We start from the raw sequence: 22,534 nt of genomic DNA on the forward strand, positions 1-22,534 counted from the left end.
TCCCTGCCGCTAGGTTCACGCCATGGTGCAGGACTTCAGCGGCAGGGTCGCGATCGTGACGGGGGCGTCGAGCGGGCTGGGTGCGGCGACGGTACGCCGACTCGCCGCGGGTGGTGCCCGGGTGTGGGCGGCCGCGCGCAGCCAGGACCTGCTGGCCGAGCTGGCCGACGGGTGCGCCGACCTCCCGGGCGAGGTGCGGGCCGGCCACCTCGACCAGACCGACCCCGCGTCCTGCCGGGCGATGGTGGCCGAGGCCGTGGAGGCCTACGGCCGCCTCGACGTGCTGGTCAACAACGCGGGGCGCCACGACTTCCGGCGTACGACGGAGGTGACCGAGCAGGAGTGGGAGCACGACCTCGCGCTCAACCTCAGCGGCCCGTTCTACTGCGCCCAGGCGGCGATCCCGCACCTGCTCGAGGCCCCGGACGGGGGCGGCACGATCGTCAACGTCGCCTCGGTGGCGGGCGTGATGGGGGAGGCCTACTCGGCGGCGTACACCGCCGCCAAGCACGGGGTCGTCGGCCTCACCAGGGCGCTGGCGGTGGAGTACCTCAAGCACCCGCTGCGCGTGAACTGCGTGTGCCCCGGCGGGATGGACACCCCGCAGGTGCAGACCATCGGGGTGCCCGAGGACGCCGACTGGGACCTCATCATGCGCGTCGCCGCCACCCGGGGGCTGATGGACGCGGACAGCGTCGCGGCCACGATCTGCTTCCTCGCATCGACCGACGCCGCCTCGGTCAACGGCAGCATCCAGGTCGTCGACGCCGGCCGCACCGCCGGCTGAGCTACTCCAGGTCCGCGAGGACCGCCGCGACCTCCGGCGACTCCCAGAACGGCGCGAGCCGCGCACGCACCAGCTCCTCCAGCTCCCCGGCCTGCCGGGCGGCGGCCACGGCCCGGGAGACCAGCGGCGTGACGTGCCGGGTGATCGACTCGGCGTCGACCCCGAGGTCGGCCACCAGCTCGCTGACCGGGTGCTCGGCGTACGTCGCGACGAAGCCCTCGGCCACCGCCCGCACCAGCGCCAGCACCGGCTCGGAGGGCGCGGCGTCGATCACGACGTCCTGCACCAGCCCGGCCAGGTGCTGGGCCTGCTCGAGGCTCATCGCACCCTGCAGCCCGGCCATCGGCTGGTCGGCGTAGAGCCCGTAGACCTCCAGCACCGCCGCGCGGGTGCCGGGGTCGCGCAGGGTGTCGACGACGATCGCGTTGAGCCGGCGGACGGCGAAGCCCGCGCCCTGACCGGCGGCGGCGCCGACGAGCGCGTCGACCTGGGTCGCGCCGATGACCCTGCCGGCGGCCCCCGCGCCGAAGGAGACCAGGGAGCCGAGTCCGGGCACCTTCTCGGCCATCGCGCGGTTGGTCTGCACGACCTCCGAGACCACCCGGGCCATGAACCGGCCGGCCATCGCGGCGACCGCGGGGCTGCGGGTGAGGTCGTCGAGCGCGGCCCTGAGGGTGTCGGTGCCGGCGAGGGCGGCGTCGGTCAGCGCCTCGACGTGCTCGCGGGAGACCACGTCCCCGAGCGTGTGCTGCTCGTCCCCGGGGGGCCCGGCGTGCAGCACCTCGGCCAGCACGGCCGTGAACGTGCTGGCCGCCGTGCTGGGCGGCACGCGCGTCAGGACGTCGGCGATGAGCGCCGCGACGTCGTCGGCGTCGACGAGCGCCCCGACCGTGAGCCGCTCCCCGACGGTGAGCAGCGAGGTCACCTCCTCGGCCACCAGCGAGGGCAGGTCGTCCTCCAGGCGGGCCAGCACCCAGGCCACCTGCGCGTCGAGGAGCCGGGCGGCTGTCGGTGAGGTCACCTCCGCAGGCTATCTGCGCCGGTACGGGGAGCGGTCGGGGCTGGCGGGTTCGCTCGGGACCTCTATTGTGTGGCGGTCAGCCGGGAGATCCGGACGGACGTCGAGGGAGACCTGTGGCCGAGCCCGTGCTCAACGACCTGACCGTCGTCGTCCTCGCCGCCGGCGGGGGCACGCGGATGCGGTCGAAGACCCCCAAGGTGCTGCACGAGATCGGCGGGCGCAGCCTGGTCGGGCACGTGCTCGCCGCGGTGCGCGAGACCAGTCCGCGCGCCGTCGTGACCGTCGTCGGCCACCAGCGCGAGCTCGTCGGGCCGCACGTGACCGGCCTGATGCCCGAGTCGCTGCTGGCGGTCCAGGAGGAGCAGAAGGGCACCGGCCACGCGGTGCGCGTCGCGGTCGAGGCCGCGGGCACCACCACCGGCACGGTCCTCGTGGCGTACGGCGACACCCCCCTGCTGACGGGGCAGAGCCTGCGCGACTTCGTGGCCGAGCACGAGGCCGCGCAGCGTGCGGTCAGCCTGCTGTCGGGCGACGTGGCCGACCCGACCGGCTACGGCCGCGTCGTGCGCGACGCCGACGGCGAGGTGCTCGCGATCGTCGAGCACAAGGACGCCAGCCGCGCGCAGCTGGAGATCACCGAGATCAACTCCGGGATCATGGCCTTCGAGGCGGGCTTCCTGGTCGAGGCGCTGCCGCGGCTGGGCAACGACAACGCCAAGGGCGAGTACTACCTCACCGACCTGGTCGGCCTGGCCCGCGAGGGCGGGATGATGGTCGGCGCGCACCTGCTCGAGGACGTCGTCCAGACCGAGGGCGCCAACGACCGGGCCCAGCTCGCCGGCCTGGGCCGGCTGCTCAACGACCGGGTCGTCGAGCGCTGGATGCGCGAGGGCGTCACGGTCGTCGACCCCGCCACCACCTGGATCGACGTGGGGGTCGAGCTCGACCGCGACGTCACGATCCTCCCGGGCACCCAGCTGCTCGGCTCCACGTCGGTGGGGGAGGACAGCGTGGTCGGCCCCGACTCCACGCTGCGCGACTGCCGGGTCGGCCGCGGTGCGACCCTGACCCGGGTGCACGGCGAGTCCGCCGAGATCGGCGACGGCGCCACGGTCGGCCCCTACTCCTACCTGCGGCCCGGCACGCGGCTCGGCGCCGCGGGCAAGATCGGCGGCTTCGTCGAGACCAAGAACGCCGTCATCGGCGACGGGGCCAAGGTGCCGCACCTGTCCTACATCGGCGACGCCGAGATCGGCGAGGGCACCAACATCGGCGCCGGCACGATCACCGCCAACTACGACGGGGTGGCCAAGCACCGCACCGTCGTGGGCCGCCACGCCCGCACCGGCTCCCACAACACCTTCATCGCCCCCGTCACCATCGGCGACGGGGCCAGCACCGGCGGCGGCACGGTCGTGCGCGGCGAGGTCCCGCCCGGGGCGCTGGCCGTCAGCGCCGGTCGCATGCGGGTCATCGAGGGCTGGGCCGAGGACCGGCGGGCCGGCACCGCCCAGGCCGAGGCCGCTGCCGCGGCCCGGTCCGCGACCGGCCCGGCGACCACTGCACGAACCTCCGGTGACGGCGACGTGACCGATCCCTCGTCCCAGCCACCGGCCCGGGACTTGGGCTGAGCGATCCCCCCGGGCAGAATCCTGTCCGCCCACCCCACCTCCGTCCTGCAGGAGCGGCGCCACGTGACCGGATACAAGAAGACCACCGAGAAGAACCTGATGGTCTTCAGCGGCCGGGCCCATCCAGCGCTGGCCGAGGAGGTGGCCGGCATCCTCGGCACCGACCTGGTGCCGACCTCGGCGTACGAGTTCGCCAACTCCGAGATCTACGTCCGCTACGAGGAGTCGGTCCGCGGGTGCGACGCCTTCGTGATCCAGAGCCACACGGCTCCGATCAACGAGTGGATCATGGAGCACCTGATCATGGTCGACGCGCTCAAGCGCGCCAGCGCCAAGCGGATCACCGTGGTCATGCCGTTCTACGGCTACGCCCGGCAGGACAAGAAGCACCGCGGCCGTGAGCCGATCTCGGCCCGGCTGATGGCCGACCTGTTCAAGACCGCGGGTGCCGACCGGCTGATCGCCATCGACCTGCACGCCGACCAGATCCAGGGCTACTTCGACGGTCCCGTCGACCACCTGATGGCGCTGCCGATCCTCACCGACTACGTCAAGGAGAAGTACGGCCACCAGCAGCTGTGCGTCGTCTCTCCCGACGCCGGGCGGATCAAGGTCGCCGAGCGCTGGTCGGCCAAGCTCGGTGGCGTCCCGCTGGCCTTCATCCACAAGACCCGCCGCACCGACCGGCCCAACGAGACCGTCGCCAACCGCGTCGTCGGTGAGGTCGCCGGCAAGATCTGCGTGCTGACCGACGACATGATCGACACCGGCGGCACGATCGTGAAGGCCGCCGAGGCCCTGATGGAGGACGGCGCCGCCGGCGTGATCATCGCCGCGACCCACGCGATCCTCTCCGACCCCGCGGTCGACCGCCTCAAGAACTGCTCGGCCGTCGAGGTCATCGTGACCAACACCCTCCCGATCGCCGAGGACCGGCTCTTCGACAAGCTGACGATCCTCTCGATCGCCCCGCTGGTGGCCCGCGCCATCCGCGAGGTCTTCGAGGACGGCTCGGTCACCTCGATGTTCGACGGGCACGCCTGAGGGTCGCCCTGCACGCCCGCGGGTCCACCGCGGACTGGTCGACCGAAACTGCCGCTCGTCTCACGGAGTTCCGGTAGGCAAGCGCCTGTTTCACCACCCGGGTGGTGAAACTGCCGCCCTCAGCCCAGGTCGTCCAGCGCGTCGTTCCACTGCCGCGCCAGCACGGTGGGGACGTCGCCGGCCAGCACCTCGGCGAGCCGCGAGCGCTGGGCGGGGCTGAGGGCCAGTGCGGGGAAGGCGTTGCGACCCAGGACCAGGCTGAACCCCTGGCCCCGGCGACGGGCGATGTCGGGGCCCTGGGTGAGGTAGGCGTCGACGTACGGCGCGCAGAGGTCGGGCCGCGAGGCGTCCCAGAGGCCGGCGGCCAGCGACTCGAAGAGCCGGTTGGAGACGTCGGGCTCGGTCATCGCGGCCCAGGCCTCGGCCTTGGCCTCGGAGGTGGGGCGGGCGGCGAGCGCCCGGGCGGCGCCGAGCTCGCCGGCGAAGGAGCCGTCGGCGACGCGTTCGGCGTCGATCCGCTCGGCGTCGAGCGCGCCCAGGGCGGCGAGCCGCGCGAGGGCCGACCAGTGCAGCGAGGGGTCGAGCCCGACGCCGTCGTCGGTGCGGCCGTCGCGCACCCAGCGCTCCAGCAGGTCGGCGTCGCGGGTCGTGGCGACGACCCCGCGGGTCAGCGCGAACGCCACCTCGGGGTCGGGGGAGAGCGCCAGCCCGGCCAGACAGGCGCCGGCCACCCCCGAGGTGACCTCGCCGACCTGCTCGGGGGCCGCGGTGCGGCTGCGGACGGAGCCCAGGGTGCGGTCGAGCACCGCGGCGACAAGCGTCGCGGAGGCCTCGGTCGCCAGGTGCGCGCGCACCACGTCGACGTACGCCGGCACCGGCATCGCCCCGCTGCGCACCTCGTCGAAGCAGTGCGCCCACAGCACCGTGCGGACCAGGTCGTCGGTGACGTCGCCGAGGTGGAAGCGGACGAACGTCTCGCCGTGCTCGTCCAGGCGCAGTCGCACGAAGGACTCGCCGCGGCTGTTGGGCACGACCACCAGCCCGGCCCACTCCGGCAGCGGGACCGGCTCGTCGTCGAGGTCGACCAGCCGCTCACCGGCGATCGCGCCGTCGGCGGCGAAGGCGGTCACCGTGAAGCGGTGCGGGCGGGTGCCCTCGCGGTGCAGCACCGGCACCGCGTCCCCGTCGCGGGAGACCGCCACGGTGTCGAAGCCGGGGGTGCGCAACCAGGCGTCCGCCCACGCGCGCACGTCGCGGGGCGAGGCCTCGTCGAGGGCGGAGACCAGGTCGTCGAGCGTGGCGTTGCCGAAGGCGTGCCGGCCCAGGTGTGCGTTGACGCCGGCGAGGAAGTCCTCGTCTCCGAGCCAGGTGACCAGCTGGCGCAGGCAGGAGTTGCCCTTGGAGTAGGAGATCGCGTCGAAGTTGGAGAACGCGCTGTCCACGTCGGGCACGTCCTCGGGTGCCGGCGCCACCGGGTGGGTCGAGCGCCGCTCGTCGGCGACGTGGGCGCCGGGCTTGCGGGTCGCCTCGTGCAGCACCAGCGTCCCCGCGAAGCCGGCGCCGGCCTCGGCCACGCGGTAGCCCATGTAGTCGGCGAAGCTCTCGTTGAGCCAGGTGTCCTCCCACCAGCGCATCGTCACGAGGTTCCCGAACCACATGTGCGCCATCTCGTGGGCGATGACCGCCGCCCGCCGCGCCCGGTGGTCGTCGGTGACCCGGCCGCGCGGGAGCAGCTCGTCGCGGTAGGTCACGCAGCCCGGGGTCTCCATCGCGCCCCAGTTGTGCCCGGGCCCGAAGAGCTGGTCGTAGGAGTCGAAGGGGTAGGGCTCCTCGAAGAGGGTCGCGTAGTGGTCGAAGCAGTCGGTCGTCGTCTGCTTCAGCTCCGCGGCGTCGCGGTCGAGCTCGGCGGCCAGCGAGGCCCGCGCGTGCCAGCCGAACGGCAGCCCGGCGTACTCCCAGGTCACCGAGTGCCACGGTCCGGCGCAGACGACGAACAGCGAGGGGCACAGTCGGGGCGTGGTCGCGAAGACCCAGCGCCCGGCCCGCTCGTCGTGCTCGACCACCCGGCCGTTGCCCAGGACCGTCCACCGCGGGTCGGCGGTGACCGACACCGAGAAGGTCGCCTTGAGGTCCGGCTGGTCGAAGCAGGCGAAGACCCGCTGGGCCACGTCGAGGGACAGGTAGGCCGAGACGTAGGTCTCGCCGTCCTCGGGGTCGGTCATCAGGTGCATGCCGTCGCCGTCGGTCACGTAGGGGACCTGCGCGGCCACGACCACCTCGACCGGCCGCCCGGTCGGGAGGCCCTCGAGCATGAGGCGGCGTCCGTCGTACTCCCAGGTGAGGGCGTCGACGTCGGACTCCAGGGACACGTCCTCGGCAGCGGTCAGCTCCAGGAAGGTCCGGGGCTGCGTGGCGGTGAAGCGGACCGTGGTCGTGCAGGCGAAGCGGCCCCGCTCCCAGCCGGTGAGGTCCAGGTCGATCCGGTAGGCGTCCACCTCGACGGTCTCGGTGCGGTGGCGGGCCTCAGCGAGGGTGAGCGACATGGCCCCACCGTAGGGGCGGCGCCGGCAGGTGCAGGGATTCGCCTTCGGTGACGGGCTGCCCCTACACTGCTGCGGTTGCCTCGGCGAGGGAGCGCGCGACCAGACCAGCAGTGGCCGGGTCGCGGGGCTCCGTGATCGACAGGGCGGACCCCGCGCCGCGCTGCCTGTCCACCTCCGGGAGCGCGGCGCTGTTGCGTCCGCACCCACCCGCCGGCACCCCGAGCCCAGCAGCACCACACACGCCAGCACCACGAGCAGCAGGTACGAGGAGAGTCATGTCCAGCGAGAAGATCGTCGCCGAGGTCCGCACCGAGTTCGGCAAGGGCGCCGCCCGCCGCATCCGCCGCGCGGACAAGGTCCCCGCCGTCGTCTACACCCACGGCGAGCAGCCCCGCCACCTGACCCTGCCGGGCCACGACACGATGATGGCCCTCAAGCACGGCGGCGCCAACGCGCTCGTCGAGCTCGACATCGAGGGCGAGCTGCAGCTCGCGCTGACCAAGCAGGTCCAGGTCGACCCGATCAAGCGCTTCCTCGAGCACGTCGACTTCATCGCGGTCAAGCGCGGCGAGAAGGTCACCGTCGACGTCCCGGTCCACCTCAACGGCGAGGCCGCCAAGGAGACGCTGGTCGTCACCGAGAACGCCACCGTCTCCCTCGAGGCCGAGGCCACCCACATCCCCGAGTGGATCGAGGTCTCGATCGAGGGCGCCGAGGCCGGCACCCTGATCTACGCCTCCGACCTGGTCCTGCCCAAGGGCTCGGAGCTGCTCACCGACCCCGAGACGCTGATCGTCAACGTGACCCAGCAGCAGAGCGAGGAGGCCCTCGAGGCCGACCTCGAGTCCGCCGAGGACGAGGCCGGCATCGAGCGCGAGGAGTCCGACGAGGCCGCTGCCGAGGGCGACGACGCGGGCGAGTGACCCTCCCCTGCGACTGCTGACGAGACGGGCCCGGGTTCCCTCCATGAGCGACGCCGCCACCGACGTGTGGCTGGTCGTCGGCCTGGGGAACCCGGGCCCCTCGTACGCCGGGCACCGGCACAACATCGGCTACATGGTCACCGACGAGCTGGCCCGCCGGATGGGGTCGGGCTTCCGTGCCCACAAGTCCGGTCGCGCCGACGTCGTCGAGGGCCGGCTGAGCGCTCCGGGCACGCCCGGGCCGCGGGTCGTGCTGGCCCGCCCCCGCTGCTACATGAACGAGGTCGGCGGGCCGGTCAAGGCCCTCGCCACCTTCTACAAGGTGCCGCCCGCGCAGGTCGTCGCCATCCACGACGAGCTCGACATCCCCTTCGACACGATGCGGGTCAAGCTCGGCGGCGGCGACAACGGGCACAACGGGCTGAAGTCGATGCGCTCGTCCTTCGGCACCGGCGACTTCCACCGGGTGCGGGTCGGCATCGGCCGCCCCCCGGGTCGCCAGGAGGTCGCCGACTTCGTCCTGTCCGACTACTCCTCGACCGAGCGCAAGGTGCTGCCCTTCGTGGTCGACACCGCGGCCGACGCCGTCGAGTGCCTGGTCTCCGACGGCCTGGAGAAGACCCAGCAGCGCTTCAACAGCTGATCGGCCGATAGCCTGCGTCCCGTGACCTTCGAGCCTGGAACGCCCCCCGCCTCCGCCATCGGACAGAGTGCAGACGACCACGTCCTCGCCACCTGGCTGGCCGAGGTGGCCGGACGCCGCCTCCTGGAGGTCCGCGCCGAGGGCCTCGAGGGCAAGGAGCTCAAGGACGCCGGGGACGCCGCGGCCCACGAGCTGCTGATGCGCCTGGTCGCCGAGCACCGCCCCGACGACGCCGTGCTGTCGGAGGAGGGCAAGGACGACAAGGCCCGGCTCTCGGCCGACCGGGTCTGGATCATCGACCCGCTCGACGGCACCCGCGAGTTCTCCGAGCCGCCGCGCGACGACTGGGCCGTCCACGTCGCGCTCTGGCAGGGCGGCACCCTGGTCGCCGGCGCCGTCGCGCAGCCGGCGCTGGGCGAGACCTTCAACACCGGCGACGCCCCGGTGGTCCCGCCGCGCACCTCGCAGCGCCCCCGGATCGCCGTCTCGCGCAGCCGCCCGCCCGCCTTCGTCCAGGCCCTGGCCGAGGAGATGGGCGCCGAGCTGGTCCCGATGGGGTCCGCCGGCGTGAAGATGATGTCGGTCGTGCGCGACGTCGCCGACGCCTACGTCCACGCCGGTGGCCAGTACGAGTGGGACTCCGCCGCCCCGGTGGCCGTCGCCCGTGCCGCCGGTCTGTTCACCAGCCGGGTCAACGGTGACGAGCTGGTCTACAACCAGGACGACGTCTACCTGCCCGACCTCATCGTGTGCCGCCCCGAGCTGTCCGAGCAGATCCTGGCGTTCATCGCCGAGCACGGCACCGACTGACAGCCCTCCCCGGGTCACCGACATGAGCGTGCGCCACGTGCTGCTCGACGCCGACGGCGTCGTGCAGCACGGCGTGCGTGACCCGTTCGGTCTGCTGCGCCGCTGGGCCGGCGACCGGGCCGAGGACCTCGGGCGCGCCCTGTGGGCGGCCGAGCGCGGGCCGCTGCGCGGCGAGGGGGACTTCCTCGAGGCCGTGCACCGGGTCGTCCCGTCGTACGCCGACGTCGACCCGCGCGAGCTCTACGCCTCGCTCTGGGGTGACATCACCCTCTCCGAGGCGACCCTCGCGCTCATCGACCGCCTCCGGGCGGCCGGGCTGGGCGTGCACCTCGGCACCAACCAGCACCGCCAGCGCGGCGAGCACATGCGCACCACCCTGGGCTTCGACCGGCTCTTCGACGTCTCCTGCTACTCCTGGGAGCTGGGCACCAAGAAGCCCGAGACCGACTACTTCGAGATCGCCCTCGAGCGCATCGGCGCCCCGGGCCACGAAGTGCTCTTCGTCGACGACATGGAGGCCAACGTCGAGGCCGCCCGCGCCGCCGGTCTCCGCGCCGAGCACTGGCACCTCGACCGCGGCCACGACCTCCTCCGTGAGCTGTTGGCCGGCCACGGCGTCGAGGTCGACTGACCCGTCGATCGTGGCGCCGCACCGCTCGTTCCGGAGCCGTTCACCTGCGCTCAACCCCGCTCGGGCTACCCGGCCCGAGGCGGGGTAGCCCCTTGTGACTACCCCCGCGCGGATCGGGTGACCCGTTCGGTCAAAGCGGTCCCAGCGTTCGGCAGCCGTTCACCCATCACGCCCTGTCCCGTCCCCCGAGCCACTCCACGATTCTGCTGCTACGGCACCAGCCGGAAGCCGAGCAGAGCAGTTTCCGGGGGAGGAACGCGTGACCACGCTGCCGTCGTACGACGCCGCGGCCGGCCGGGACATCCGTCCGCGCCGCGTCTCCCGCAGGGCCAGCGGCGTCGACGCCGTCTTCGAGCACTCCGCCCGCGCGGTCGGTGCCTCGGTGCTGGTGATCACAGGCGGGGTCGGGCTCTTCCTCGGCTGGCAGGCCTACCCGACGCTGAGCCGCTACGGCCTCGGCTTCTTCACCGAGTCGGCCTGGAACCCCGAGAGCGACGTCGTCGGCATCGCGGCCGTCCTGACCGGCACGGTCTCGATCGCGTTCGTCGCGATGCTCTTCGCATTCCCGCTCTCGCTGCTCACCGCCCTGTTCATCAGCGAGTACGCCCCCGAGCGGGCCAAGCCGACCCTGGTCGCGATGGTCGACCTGATGGCCGCGGTCCCGTCGATCGTCTACGGCCTGTGGGGCTACCTGCTGGTGATGCCGCACGCCGGCGACCTGGCGGTGTGGCTGCAGCGCCACCTCGGGTGGCTGCCGTTCTTCGACGTGCGGGGGGCCGACCCCGACGCCGCGGTCGTCGACGCGAGCCGCTACGTCTCGAGCAGCTTCTGCGCCGGCATCGCGGTGGCCATGATGGTGCTGCCGATGGCCTGCGCCGTCATGCGGCAGGTCTTCTCCCAGACCCCGCAGGGCGAGAAGGAGGCCGCCCTCGCCCTGGGTGCCACGAGGTGGGGGATGATCTCCGCCGTCGTGCTGCCCTTCGGCCGCGGCGGCATCATCGGCGGCACGATGCTGGGCCTGGGCCGGGCGCTGGGCGAGACCATCGCGGTGGTCCTCATCATCAGCCCGACCTTCGAGGTGAAGCCGAACCTCACCGAGATCGGCAGCAACTCGGTCTCCGCGCTGATCGCCGGCCGCTTCGGGGAGGCCAACGCCGCCCAGCTCTCCGCGCTGCTGGCCGCCGGCTTCGTGCTCTTCCTCATCACCCTCGTCGTCAACACCCTGGCTGCGGTGGTCGTCAACCGCAGCCGCTCGGGCGCCGGGACGGACGCCTGATGACGACCACGCCCGAGGCGCCCGAGGTCGTCCCCGCGCCGACCCCGCTCACGACGTACCTGCCCGGCCACGACGACGACGCGCCGCCGCCGGTCCCGCGCCGCTCGCTGGGCCGCCCGAGCCCCGATGAGCAGCTGACCCGCTGGGGTCCCTGGCTCTCCTCGGCGGCACTGGCCTGGCTGGTGACCCAGCAGCTGCTGCCGCTGGCGGGCGTGCCGTGGTTCGTCGTCAGCTGGTTCCTGCTCGGGCTGCTCGTCACCGCGGTCGCCGCGGCGATGCACGGCGGCTGGATCGAGGTGGTGGACCGCGTCGCCGCGGCCGTCGTCACCGGGGGTGCGCTCAGCGTCGGCGTCGCGCTGGTCTCGACGGTCGGGTTCGTCCTCCTGCGCGGGTGGGAGCCGCTGACCCACCTGAACTTCCTGCTCGACGACATGTCCGGCGTCGGCCCCAAGGACGCCTTCGACCGCGGCGGCATCGCCCACGCCATCGTCGGCTCGCTCGTCCAGCTCGGCATCGGGCTGGCGATCACGCTCCCGCTGGGCATCGGTACGGCGGTGTTCATGACCGAGGTCGGTGGCCGGTTCGCCCGCCTCGTGCGCACCATCGTCGAGGCGATGACCGCGCTCCCGTCCATCGTCGCGGGCCTGTTCGTCTACACCGTCTTCATCATCATGCTGGGCCAGCCGCGCTCGGGCCTGGCCGCGGGCCTGGCCATCGCGGTGATGATGCTGCCCATCATCGCCCGCGCGGCCGACGTGGTGCTCAGGGTGGTGCCCGGCGGCCTGCGCGAGGCCAGCCTGGCGCTGGGCGCCTCCCGGTGGCGGACCGTGTGGCACGTGGTCCTCCCCACGGCCCGCCCGGGCCTGGCCACGGCGGTCATCCTCGGCTCGGCGCGCGGTGTCGGCGAGACCAGCCCGGTGCTCATCACCTCCGGCGCGGCGGCGTTCTTCGTCACCGACCCGGTCGGCGGGGCGATGAACTCGCTGCCGCTGTTCATCTACTCCAACGTCCGATCCGGCGAGGAGCAGGCCATCGACCGGGCCTTCGGCGCCTCCAGCGTGCTGCTGATCCTCGTCCTGCTGCTCTTCGTCGTCGCCCGGCTCCTGGCCCGCCCACCCCGCGCCAGGACCCGCCGCCGGCTCCTCCTCCCACGGCGCCGGCCGCCACAGCCCGCGGCCCAGGCCTCCCGCCAGCCCTCAGCCCAGCCCTCAGCCCAGCCCTCCGACCAGCCCTCCGACCAGCCCGAAAGCCAGGACCCCCGGTGAACCGCCTGCTCTCCGTGCTCGCGCGCTGCGCGACCGCCACCGCCCTCGCCGTCGCCGGCGTGGCCTCCGTCCCGGCGGCGGCCCAGGCCGCGACGTACGCCCAGATCGAGGGGACCGGGTCGACCTGGTCCGAGGTGATCGTCCAGCAGTGGATCGCCGACGTGGACGCCTCGGGCATGAAGGTCGTCTACACCGGCGGCGGCTCCACCAAGGGCCGCAAGGACTTCGCCCAGGACACCAACGACTTCGCGATCTCCGAGATCCCGTTCCAGGGCACCGACGAGCAGGGCAACGCCGACACCTCGAACGGCCGCGACTTCGCCTACCTGCCGATCGTCGCCGGCGGCACGGCGTTCACCTACCAGCTCAAGGTCGGCGACGAGCTGGTGCGCAACCTGCGGCTCTCCGGCGAGACGATCACGAAGATCTTCACCAACCAGATCACCAACTGGAACGACCCCGCGATCACCAAGGACAACAACGGTCGCGCGTTCCCCAACCTGCCGATCACGCCCGTCGTCCGCTCGGACGGGTCCGGCACGACGGCTCAGCTGACCACGTGGATGGACAAGGAGTACCCGTCGATCTGGCGGCCCTACTTCGGGAGGTCCGGCCTGACGTCGTACTTCCCGAAGAAGTCGGGCTCGCGCACCGTGAGCCAGGCCGGGTCCGACCAGGTGATGAACTTCATCTCCTCGACCTACGGCAACGGCACCATCGGGTACGTCGAGTACTCCTACCCGGTCAACAAGAACTACCCGGTCGTGAAGGTGCTCAACAAGGGCGGCTACTACGTCGAGCCGACGCAGTACAACGTCGCGGTGGCGCTGACGAAGGCGCGCATCAACACCTCGAACCCGGGCGACCCGAGCACCTACCTCACCCAGATCCTCGACGACGTCTACCGGAACCCGGACCCGCGGGCCTACCCGATCTCGTCCTACTCCTACATGGTCATCCCGACCGCAGCCGACGACCCGCGGATGACCACCGCCAAGCGCCAGACGCTGGCCGACTTCATGTACTACTCGCTGTGCGCCGGGCAGACCAAGGCCGGCCCCTACGGCTACTCGCCGCTGCCGCTGAACCTCGTGCAGGCCGGCTTCGACCAGATCGCCAAGCTCGGCAGGGCCGACAAGGGCGTCGACCTCACCAACCGTGACGTGCGGTCGTGCAACAACCCCACCTTCGACGGCAAGAACCTCAGCAACAACAAGCTGGCCCAGATCGCGCCGCAGCCGGCCGCCTGCGACAAGGCCGGCGCCGGCCCGTGCGGCACCTCCACGGGCACCGGTGACCCCTCGACCGACGAGGACGACGGCGGCACCACCGACGAGGGCGCGGGCGGCGCGGGCGGCGGCGGGAAGACCGACGTCGACACCGGGGGAGAGGTCACCACCGATGCGCCCGGCACCGTCGACCCCGTGACCGGCGAGGTCGTCGGTGGGGGCACCGGCACGGTGAGCGACGGCGCCGCGGTGTACGCCGACCCCAGCACCGTCCTGGTCGCCGACCGCGCCGGGGACACCCGGGCGTTCGCCTGGCTCTCCGGGCTGCTGCTGGTCACCCTCGTGGTGCTGCCCGGCCTCTACGTCTCGGCCCTGCGTCGCCGCGGCCCGGCAGGGGCACGCCCGTGAGGGGCGGCACGAGGCGCGCCACCGCCGTCGCGCTGGTGCTGGGCCTCGGCTCCGTGCTGGTGCTGGCGGGGTCGAGCAGCACGGGCTCCGCGGTCGAGCCCGACGCCCGCGCGAGCGCCAGCGCGCCGGCGTACTCCGAGACGAAGACACTGCAGCGCGTCGTCACGAAGGCCGACGGCAGCCAGCAGGAGTTCCCCGCGTACACCGTGACGGTCACCGCCGACCAGACCACCGACCTGCGCGGTCGTCAGCGGATCCGGATCGCCTGGAAGGGCGCCCAGCCCAGCGGCGGGCGCGCCAGCAACCCCTTCGGCGAGAGCGGCCTGGCCCAGGAGTACCCGGTCGTGATCATGCAGTGCCGCGGCGTCGACGACCCACGGGCGGGCGAGGAGCAGCTGCGCCCCGAGACCTGCTGGACCGCGTCGTTCGCCCAGCGCTCGCAGATCACCCGCAGCGACGGCGAGGCCGCCTGGCGCCACGACCTCGACGCCGACGAGACCGCCAAGGGGCGGGTCTCGGGCCTGGACCCGCTGCCCGGCGCGGACGTGTGCCCGACCGCCGACATCGCCGGCTACAGCACCCGGCTCACGCCGTTCGTCGCCGCCTCGGGCAGGGTCTTCCCAGCCTGCCAGGCCGACCAGATGCCTCCCGAGGCCGCGGTGGGCGCGGCCTTCCCGGCCGCCGAGCTGGCGGCCTTCACCGACCTCGACGGTCGCGGCGAGGTCCAGTTCGAGGTCCGCTCGGACGTGGAGAACGAGTCGCTGGGCTGCAACCACGAGACCGCGTGCTCGATCGTCGTCATCCCGATCGTCGGGCTCTCCTGCGACCAGCCGTCCTCGCCGCCGACGGCGTCGGACAACGCCTGCCGGCGCACCGGCCGCTTCGTGCCCGGCAGCGGCAACTTCGCCTCCGAGGGCGTCGACCAGGCCGTCTCGCCGACCGTGTGGTGGTCGGCCTCGCAGTGGAGGAACCGCTTCACCATCCCGATCACCTTCGGCCTGCCGCCGGACGCCTGCGACATCCTCGACCCGCGTGCCCCGACCGGCTTCTACGGCACCGAGCTGCTCGCCCAGGCGGCGCTGCAGTGGTCGCCGGCGTACTGCCTGCGCAAGGACCGGTTCAAGTTCCAGCACAACCAGATGTCCGACGAGGCCGGCTTCACGCTGATGGAGAACGGCGGGGGTGCCGCGGCGCTGGTCAGCTCCGAGCAGACCCGCGTCGGCACCGACCCCGTCGGCTACGCGCCGACGGCGGTGACCGGCTTCGCCATCGGGTACGTCGTCGACAAGCCCGACAACGCCGGCGAGCTCTCGACCCTGCGGATCACCCCGCGGCTGGTGGCCAAGCTGCTGACCCAGTCCTACCTCGGCTCCGACCTCGGTCGCGGTCACCCGGGGATGGCCGACAACCCGCTCTCGATCATGCAGGACCCGGAGTTCGTGCGGCTCAACCCGGGGCTGAGCCGGATCAACCAGGAGGTCGGGGCCACCCTGCTCTCGCTGTCGAACCAGTCCGACGTCATCCGCCAGCTGACCGACTGGGTCACCCACGACCCGGCCGCCCGGAAGTTCATCGCCGGCGAGCCGGACCAGTGGGGGATGGTCGTCAACCCCAACTACGAGGGCCTCGCGCTCCCGGCGGCCGAGATCCCGCTCCTCGACGACTTCGTCCCGGAGACCGGCAACACCTGCCGCCAGGAGAACCCGGCGGTCTACTTCAACCAGATCGCGGCCCCGGTCACCACGCTGCGCAGGATCAGCGAGGCGCTCCTCGACGCCCACCCCAACGTGCAGACCCGCTGCGAGCTCGACGCCGACACGGGGCTCTACAAGGTCGGCCGCATCGGCCGGCAGTCCTACGGCTCGCGGTTCATGCTCGGGCTCGTCAGCCTCGGCGACGTCGAGCGCTACGGGCTGAAGGCCGCTGCGCTCCAGGCGGCACCCGGGAAGTTCGTCGTACCGTCGGAGTCCTCGCTGGCGGCGGCGGTCTCGCTCATGGAGCCCGGGGAGCAGACGCTGCCGTTCACCCTCGACCAGGCCGCGGTGCGCACCAGCTCGAAGGCCTACCCCGGGACGATGGTCGTCTACACCGCGGCGCGGATGCAGAACCTCGACCCGGCCGACGCGGCCAAGGTCGCCCAGTTCATCCGGGTCGCCACGTCCGAGGGACAGCGACCGGGCCCGGGCAACGGCCAGCTGCCCGCGGGCTACCTCCCTCTGCGTCGTACGGGAGTGACCGCGGGGTTGTACGCCGCCGCGCAGGACGTCGCGACCGCCGTCGGCACCCAGACCCCACCGGCCTCCACGCTCCCCGACCCGGTCCAGCCGACCACCGGGCCCGGCACCTCCCCTGAGGTGCCGACGACCGTCCCGGACGCGCCCGCCGTCGAGGAGCCGCCGGTCGCCGAGGAGCCCACCGAGGCTCCGGCACCGGTCGAGGAGGACACCGCGCCCGTCGCCATGCCGGCGACCACGGCGATCTCCTCGCGCACCGCGGGGCTGCTGCTGCCGCTGCTGTTCCTCGGCGGACTGCTCGGCAGCCTGGCCGTGGCCGGCACCCGCTTCCTCGTCCGACCGCCCCGGCAGGGCTGACCCGTGACCATGACGCTCCCCGGCCGCACCGCACCGACGCGGCGCGCCCCGAAGCAGGCCAGGGTCGCCGGGCCCGCCAGACCGCCCAAGCCTCCGCGCGCCCCGCGGCCACCGCTGACCGGCACCCCGGCCGTCACCTCGTCGGCGGCGACGATGCTGGCCGTCGTCTGCCTGTGGGTCTTCGTGCAGCTGCTGCTGCTCGGCGACCTCGAGCACGAGCGCGCGCAGGACCTGCTCTACGGGCAGTTCCGCACCGAGGTCGCCTCGGCGACCGCACCGGTCGGGCCGGTCGTGCCCGTCGGCGACCCGGTGGCCCTGGTCCGCATCCCGGCGCTCGACCTCGAGGAGGTCGTCGTCGAGGGCACCGCCTCGGGCGACCTGAGGGTGGGCCCCGGGCACCAGCGCAACACCGTGCTGCCCGGCCAGGAGGGCACCTCGGTGCTGATGGGTCGCGCGGCGACGTACGGCCGCCCCTTCGCCGGCCTCACCGGCCTCGAGCCCGGCGACACCATCGAGGTCGTCGTCGCCCAGGGAACCCGCACCTTCACGGTGCTGGGTGTCCGGCGCACCGGCGACCCGCTGCCGCAGCCGCGCGAGGCGGGCGTGGCCCGGCTCGTCCTGGCCACGGCCGAGGGGCAGGGCCGACTGGCCGGGCTCACCCCCGGCGAGGCGGTGTACTTCGACGCGGAGGCCGACGACGCCTTCCCGGCGCCGGCCGGACGGCCCGCGGCCATCCCGGAGAGCGAGCAGCTGATGGCCTCGGAGGCCAGCGTGCTGCCGCTGCTGGCGACCTGCCTGGCTGCGTTGGTGCTGGCGACGCTGCTGGTCATCTCGGCGCGCCAGCGCTGGTCCGCGGTGCTCGTGTGGCTGCTCGCCAGCCCCGTCGTCATCGCCCTGGCGTGGGTCACCACCGACGTGCTCGTCCGACTCCTCCCCAACGTGATGTGACCGGCCCGTGAACCGTTCCGCAACGTCACCGCAAGCACCTGACCGGGCGCCCTCCGGCGTCTGACGATCCAACCGCGTCGAGGGTCACCCGGACCCGCGACGCCGGCTCCACCCCCATCAAGAGAGAGCGAAACCATGAAGGCAAGCAAGACCCTCAGCGGCCCCGTCGTCGCGGTCGTCGCGGCCGTCGTCGCGTCGTCCGTCGCGTTCGGCGCCACGCCCGCCTCGGCGGCCCAGGAGGCCTACGACCCGACCTTCACCCCGGTCGCGGCCGACCTCATCGGTGTCGGCTCGGACACCACCGAGATCTCCATGCACTACGTCGCCGAGGGCTTCGACGGCTTCCCCGGCTTCAACGACGGCGACGCCGGCTTCCGCATCGCCTCCTTCCAGGCTGGCGGCGGCGGGCAGCTCACCTTCCCGCAGGGCACCACCATCGACCGCCCCAACGGGTCGGGTGCCGGCAAGAGCCGCCTGTACGGCGACAACAACGTGGCCGAGGTCGACTTCGCCCGGTCGTCCTCCGCGCTGAACACCAACGAGGTCAACGCCGGCCTGCAGGCCTTCCCGTTCGCCGTGGACGGCCTCAAGCTCGCCGTGTCCAACACCGTGCCCTCGCACGCCCCCGCCACCATCTCCGCCGCGGACATGGTCAAGATCTACGACGGCACCGTCACCGACTGGAGCCAGCTCGGCGGCACCGCCGGGACCATCAAGCCGCTGATCCCGCAGGCCGGCTCGGGCACCCGCTCGTTCTTCGTCGCGCAGCTCAAGACCGCCAACAACGGCGTCGACGTGGCGCTGGCCGGCTCGGTCACCGAGGTCCAGGAGCACGACCCCGCCCCGATCCAGGGTGACGCCAACGCGGTCGCGCCGTTCTCGACTGGTCGCGCCAAGGCCGCCGGCAGCGCCATCAAGCTGACCGAGGGCTTCGCGGCCAACCGCGCCCTGTACAACGTCGTCCGCGGCGCCGACCTGGCGCGCGCCGACATCCAGGCCGTCTTCGGCCCCGACGGGTTCATCTGCTCCGACGCCGCCGCCCCGCTGATCGAGGGCTCGGGCTTCCTGCAGCTGGCCCGTGAGGCCAACGGCGGCGCCTGCGGCGTCGCCACCCAGGCCGCGACCAGCAACTTCAAGACCAACGAGGTCTCGGAGACGACCACCGACCTGACCGCCACCAGCCCGTCGGCCGGCAAGGTCACGCTGACCGCCACCGTCGGCTCGACCGCCGGTGCGCCCACCGGCACCGTCACCTTCACCGAGGGTGAGGACGTCGTCGCCGACGAGGTCCCGATCGTCGCCGGCCAGGCCAGGGTCACGCTGTCCGCTGTCGAGGCCGGCTCGCACACCTACACCGCGACGCTGAACCCCGGCGAGGGCTTCCTCGCCTCCAGCGACGACGCCACCGTCGTCGTGTCCGACGAGGTGGTCATCAAGGCCAAGGCCAAGACCGTCAAGAAGGGCAAGAACGCCAAGGTCAAGGTCACCATCGCCGGGGCCGAGGGCGAGGTCTCGCTGCTCAAGGGCACGAAGGAGATCGACTCCTCGATGCTGAAGAGCGGCAAGGCCACGCTGGTGGCCAAGAAGGTCAAGAAGACCACGAAGTACACCGTGGCGTTCGGTGACCAGACCACCAAGGTCACCGTCAAGGTCAAGAAGAAGTAGCACCCAGCAGGACCCGCAGCACCCAGCAGCACCGGTGCGGGTGGTCGCTCCCGGGCGATCACCCGCACCCACCCCACCGAGCACCGCGCACGCCCCCGGGCGGGAGCCAGACCGAGAGCACGATGATGAACAGCACCGACGCGACGACCGTCATCCCCGCCGTACCCGAGCAGGCCGACCCGCTCCTCGCCTCGCTCGACGCGCGGGAGATCACCGCATGGTTCGGCGAGCGCAAGGTGCTCGATCGCGTCTCGCTCACGATGCCCGCAGGCGCGATCACCGCGCTCATCGGCCCGTCCGGCTGTGGCAAGTCGACCTTCCTGCGCATCCTCAACCGGATGCACGAGCTGGTGCCCTCCGCGCAGCTGGCCGGCGAGGTCTGGCTGGACGGCGAGGACATCTACCACCCCGAGAAGTTGCTCATCGAGGCCCGCCGGGCGATCGGGATGGTCTTCCAGAAGCCCAACCCGTTCCCCGCGATGTCGATCCGGGAGAACGTCCTGGCCGGGCTCAAGCTCACCGGGACCAAGGCCTCTCGCTCGGAGAAGGACGACCTCGTGGAGTCCTGCCTGGTCAAGGGCGGGCTCTGGAACGAGGTGAAGGACCGTCTCGACGCCCCCGGCGGCGGCCTGTCCGGCGGTCAGCAGCAGCGGCTGTGCATCGCCCGCTCGCTGGCGGTCAAGCCGCGGGTGCTGCTGATGGACGAGCCCTGCTCGGCGCTCGACCCGACCTCCACCCGCGTCATCGAGGAGACGATGGTCGAGCTGGCCCGCGAGGTCACGATCGTGATCGTCACCCACAACATGCAGCAGGCGGCTCGCGTCTCCTCCCAGTGCGCGTTCTTCCTCGCCGCCCACGGCACGCCCGGCGTGATCGTCGAGCACGGCGACACCCGTGCCATGTTCGAGAACCCGCGCGACGAGCGCACCAGCGACTACGTCCACGGCCGGTTCGGCTGATCCGGCCGGGATGCCCCACACTCTCCTCGTGATCTCCGGCCCGCGCGCGATCGTGCTGTTCGCGACGCTCCTGGTGCTCGCGACCGCCGCCGCGTTCGGTCTGTCGCGCCTCTACGCGACGCCGCGCACGCTCGACCTCACCCCACCCCCGGAGTACGTCGCCGCGCCGGTGCCCGTCACCGCCGACCTGCCCGCCGCGACCCCGGTCTCCGGCCAGCTGGTCGACCAGGACTGGCTGGAGCGGACGGCCCGGCGTACCGGCATCCCGACCCCGGCGCTGCGGGCCTACGCCGACGCGCAGATCTCCCGCGTCGGCGGCTGCGACATCGGCTGGACGACGCTGGCCGGGATCGGCTGGGTCGAGTCCCACCACGGCACCATCGACGGCCGGTCGCTCACCGTCGACGGCCGCTCCGAGCCGCCCATCATCGGTGTCGCGCTGGACGGCGTCGGGCCGGTGGCCGCGATCCGCGCGACCCCCGAGTCGACCGCCTGGCACGGTGACCCGACGTGGGAGCACGCCGTCGGCCCGATGCAGTTCCTGCGCTCCTCGTGGGAGCCGTGGGCCGCCGACGGCGACCGCGACGGCGTCATGGACCCCCACGACCTCGACGACGCCGCGGCGACGGCCGCGCGCTACCTGTGCGCCTCGGGCCACGACCTCGACTCCGGCACCACGTGGGCCTCGGCGATCCACAGCTACAACCACGCCCAGGAGTACGTCGACGCCGTGCACGCCGCCGCCACCGCCTACGCCCAGCGGGCCGCCCGCTAACCTCGCTGGCGTGCTGCTCACCCTCGACACCGCGACCCCGCTCGTCACCGTCGCCCTCCACGACGGCAGCGACGTCGTGGCCGAGCACGTCGCCGAGCGGGCGATGAAGCACGGCGAGCAGCTCGCCCCGCTCATCGAGCGCTGCCTGCTCGACGTGGGCGCTGTCCGCCAGGACCTCACCGCCATCGGGGTCGGCGTCGGCCCCGGCCCGTTCACCGGTCTGCGGGTCGGCCTGGTCACCGCCCGGACCCTCGCGTTCGTGCTGGAGGTCCCCGTCTACGGCGTGTGCTCGCTCGACGTGCTCGCGGTCGAGGCCGTCGACACCGGCACGGTGACCTCCGACTTCGTCGTGGCGACCGATGCGCGCCGCAAGGAGGTCTACCTCGCGACGTACGACGCCGACGGCGCGCGTCTGGAGGGCCCGGCCGTCCTCAAGCCCGCGGACGCCGCCACCTCCGCGCCTGTCGTGGGGGAGGGGGCCGCGCTCTACCCCGAGGCGTTCCCGACGGCCGCCGGTCCGACCCGGCCCTCGGCCGGCTGGCTGGCGCGCGTGATCACCGAGGAGCGCGCCGAGCTGCTCGACCCCGAGCCGCTCTACCTGCGCCGCCCCGACGCGGTCGAGCCGAGCGCGCGCAAGCAGGTCTCGTGACCCTCGTGGTCCGCCCCGCCACCGAGGCGGACCTCGACGCCGTCGTCGCCTCCGAGGCCGACAACCTCGGTGCCGACGCCTGGCCGCCCGCTCTCGTCGTGCCCGGAGTCCGCGGCGAGGTCCCGCACGCGCACTACCTGGTCGCCGAGCTCTCCGGCGTGGTGGTCGGACACGCGGTGGTGTCGGTCGTGGTCGACGTCGCCGAGCTCCAGCGCATCGCCGTCTCCGCCTCCGCCCGCCGCTCCGGCGTCGCCTCCGCGCTGCTGGAGGAGTGCATCGAGCTCGCCCGCGCCGGCCGCGCGGACCGGATGCTGCTGGAGGTCCGCGAGGACAACGCCTCCGCCCTCGCCTTCTACGCCGCCCGCGGCTTCACCGAGGTCGACCGACGCCCGCGCTACTACCGCGACGGCACCAGCGCCGTCGTCATGCGCCTAGGCCTCGGCCCCCGCTGCTCGTTCGCTGGTTGAGGTGCGAGGAGCGCCAGCGACGAGCCTCGAAACCCCGTGCCCCGACAAGCAACCTGCTTCACGAGGCGACCGGAGGTTTCCTCGTGACCCCCTTTCACGGCACGCCCTCCAATCCACGTGGTGCTCCGTGGTCGGGGTCGGTGGGCGCCTGGACGTTCGCGCTGCAGCAGGTCCTTCATTTCTCGAAGGCGTGCTTGCGGTGGGCCTTCGCTTCGGTACTTGGTTGCGGCTCGCTCCGCCCCTTGCGCGCCGTTGGGGTGCTCGCTGGG

General features: G+C 72.8%; 19 protein-coding genes. 17 read left to right on the forward strand and 2 right to left on the reverse strand.

Features of this window, described 5'->3' with window-relative positions:
• Positions 1-22: 22 nt before the first annotated feature.
• Positions 23-787, forward strand: a complete 765-nt coding sequence (locus BKA05_RS03005) for an SDR family NAD(P)-dependent oxidoreductase (RefSeq protein ID WP_218842253.1) — start codon at positions 23-25, stop codon at positions 785-787.
• A gap of 1 nt (position 788) precedes the next feature.
• Here BKA05_RS03005 and BKA05_RS03010 read toward each other — a convergent pair whose 3' ends face one another.
• A complete protein-coding gene (locus BKA05_RS03010) occupies positions 789-1,808 on the reverse strand; it encodes a hypothetical protein (RefSeq protein ID WP_179530099.1) in 1,020 nt (339 codons plus the stop codon).
• A 113-nt stretch (positions 1,809-1,921) separates the two neighbouring features.
• Here BKA05_RS03010 and glmU point away from each other — a divergent pair, with 113 nt between their 5' ends.
• Positions 1,922-3,439, forward strand: coding sequence for a bifunctional UDP-N-acetylglucosamine diphosphorylase/glucosamine-1-phosphate N-acetyltransferase GlmU (gene glmU, locus BKA05_RS03015; RefSeq protein ID WP_343045497.1), 1,518 nt, complete (start codon positions 1,922-1,924; stop codon positions 3,437-3,439).
• A 63-nt stretch (positions 3,440-3,502) separates the two neighbouring features.
• Positions 3,503-4,483 (forward strand): ribose-phosphate diphosphokinase, encoded by a 981-nt coding sequence (locus BKA05_RS03020; RefSeq protein ID WP_179530100.1) that lies wholly within the window; start codon positions 3,503-3,505, stop codon positions 4,481-4,483.
• 119 nt (positions 4,484-4,602) lie between these two features.
• Here BKA05_RS03020 and pepN read toward each other — a convergent pair whose 3' ends face one another.
• Positions 4,603-7,026, reverse strand: a complete 2,424-nt coding sequence (pepN, locus tag BKA05_RS03025; protein ID WP_179530101.1) for an aminopeptidase N — start codon at positions 7,024-7,026, stop codon at positions 4,603-4,605.
• Positions 7,027-7,301: 275 nt separating this feature from the next.
• Between pepN and BKA05_RS03030 the strand changes: the two genes are divergently transcribed.
• The 14 genes from BKA05_RS03030 (at position 7,302) to rimI (ending at position 22,265) form a co-directional block, all read left to right on the forward strand.
• Positions 7,302-7,949 carry a 50S ribosomal protein L25/general stress protein Ctc gene (locus tag BKA05_RS03030; RefSeq protein ID WP_179530102.1) on the forward strand — a complete coding sequence of 216 codons (648 nt, stop codon included), beginning with the start codon at positions 7,302-7,304 and terminating at the stop codon, positions 7,947-7,949.
• A gap of 43 nt (positions 7,950-7,992) precedes the next feature.
• Positions 7,993-8,592, forward strand: a complete 600-nt coding sequence (gene pth / locus BKA05_RS03035; protein ID WP_179530103.1) for an aminoacyl-tRNA hydrolase — start codon at positions 7,993-7,995, stop codon at positions 8,590-8,592.
• A gap of 21 nt (positions 8,593-8,613) precedes the next feature.
• Positions 8,614-9,402, forward strand: a complete 789-nt coding sequence (locus BKA05_RS03040) for an inositol monophosphatase family protein (protein WP_179530104.1) — start codon at positions 8,614-8,616, stop codon at positions 9,400-9,402.
• 22 nt (positions 9,403-9,424) lie between these two features.
• Positions 9,425-10,033 (forward strand): HAD family hydrolase, encoded by a 609-nt coding sequence (locus BKA05_RS03045; RefSeq protein WP_179530105.1) that lies wholly within the window; start codon positions 9,425-9,427, stop codon positions 10,031-10,033.
• Between the two features lie 259 nt (positions 10,034-10,292).
• On the forward strand, positions 10,293-11,309 hold the full coding sequence (gene pstC / locus BKA05_RS03050) for a phosphate ABC transporter permease subunit PstC (RefSeq protein ID WP_343045498.1): 1,017 nt from the start codon (positions 10,293-10,295) through the stop codon (positions 11,307-11,309).
• Positions 11,309-12,574 (forward strand): phosphate ABC transporter permease PstA, encoded by a 1,266-nt coding sequence (pstA, locus tag BKA05_RS03055; protein WP_179530106.1) that lies wholly within the window; start codon positions 11,309-11,311, stop codon positions 12,572-12,574. The genes pstC and pstA overlap by 1 nt, the downstream gene beginning before the upstream one ends.
• Positions 12,571-14,211, forward strand: a complete 1,641-nt coding sequence (locus BKA05_RS03060) for a substrate-binding domain-containing protein (RefSeq protein ID WP_343045499.1) — start codon at positions 12,571-12,573, stop codon at positions 14,209-14,211. Before pstA ends, BKA05_RS03060 begins: the two co-directional genes overlap by 4 nt.
• Entirely contained in the window at positions 14,208-16,802 is a 2,595-nt protein-coding gene (locus BKA05_RS03065) for a hypothetical protein (protein ID WP_179530107.1), read from the forward strand. Before BKA05_RS03060 ends, BKA05_RS03065 begins: the two co-directional genes overlap by 4 nt.
• A 9-nt stretch (positions 16,803-16,811) precedes the next feature.
• Complete coding sequence (locus BKA05_RS03070; protein WP_246289926.1) at positions 16,812-17,750, forward strand: sortase domain-containing protein; 939 nt, start codon at positions 16,812-16,814, stop codon at positions 17,748-17,750.
• Between the two features lie 135 nt (positions 17,751-17,885).
• Complete coding sequence (locus BKA05_RS03075) at positions 17,886-19,415, forward strand: substrate-binding domain-containing protein (RefSeq protein WP_179530109.1); 1,530 nt, start codon at positions 17,886-17,888, stop codon at positions 19,413-19,415.
• Positions 19,416-19,540: 125 nt separating this feature from the next.
• Positions 19,541-20,374 carry a phosphate ABC transporter ATP-binding protein gene (locus BKA05_RS03080; RefSeq protein ID WP_415836735.1) on the forward strand — a complete coding sequence of 278 codons (834 nt, stop codon included), beginning with the start codon at positions 19,541-19,543 and terminating at the stop codon, positions 20,372-20,374.
• A gap of 28 nt (positions 20,375-20,402) precedes the next feature.
• Positions 20,403-21,149, forward strand: coding sequence for a lytic murein transglycosylase (locus BKA05_RS03085; RefSeq protein ID WP_343045500.1), 747 nt, complete (start codon positions 20,403-20,405; stop codon positions 21,147-21,149).
• Positions 21,150-21,159: 10 nt separating this feature from the next.
• A complete protein-coding gene (gene tsaB / locus BKA05_RS03090) occupies positions 21,160-21,798 on the forward strand; it encodes a tRNA (adenosine(37)-N6)-threonylcarbamoyltransferase complex dimerization subunit type 1 TsaB (protein ID WP_179530112.1) in 639 nt (212 codons plus the stop codon).
• Positions 21,795-22,265: a ribosomal protein S18-alanine N-acetyltransferase gene (rimI, locus tag BKA05_RS03095; protein WP_179530113.1), complete on the forward strand. Its 471-nt coding sequence runs from the start codon at positions 21,795-21,797 to the stop codon at positions 22,263-22,265. Before tsaB ends, rimI begins: the two co-directional genes overlap by 4 nt.
• Positions 22,266-22,534: the final 269 nt, after the last annotated feature.

The sequence above is a fragment of the Nocardioides marinus genome (assembly GCF_013408145.1).
In the GTDB taxonomy this organism is placed as follows: Bacteria; Actinomycetota; Actinomycetes; order Propionibacteriales; family Nocardioidaceae; genus Nocardioides; species Nocardioides marinus.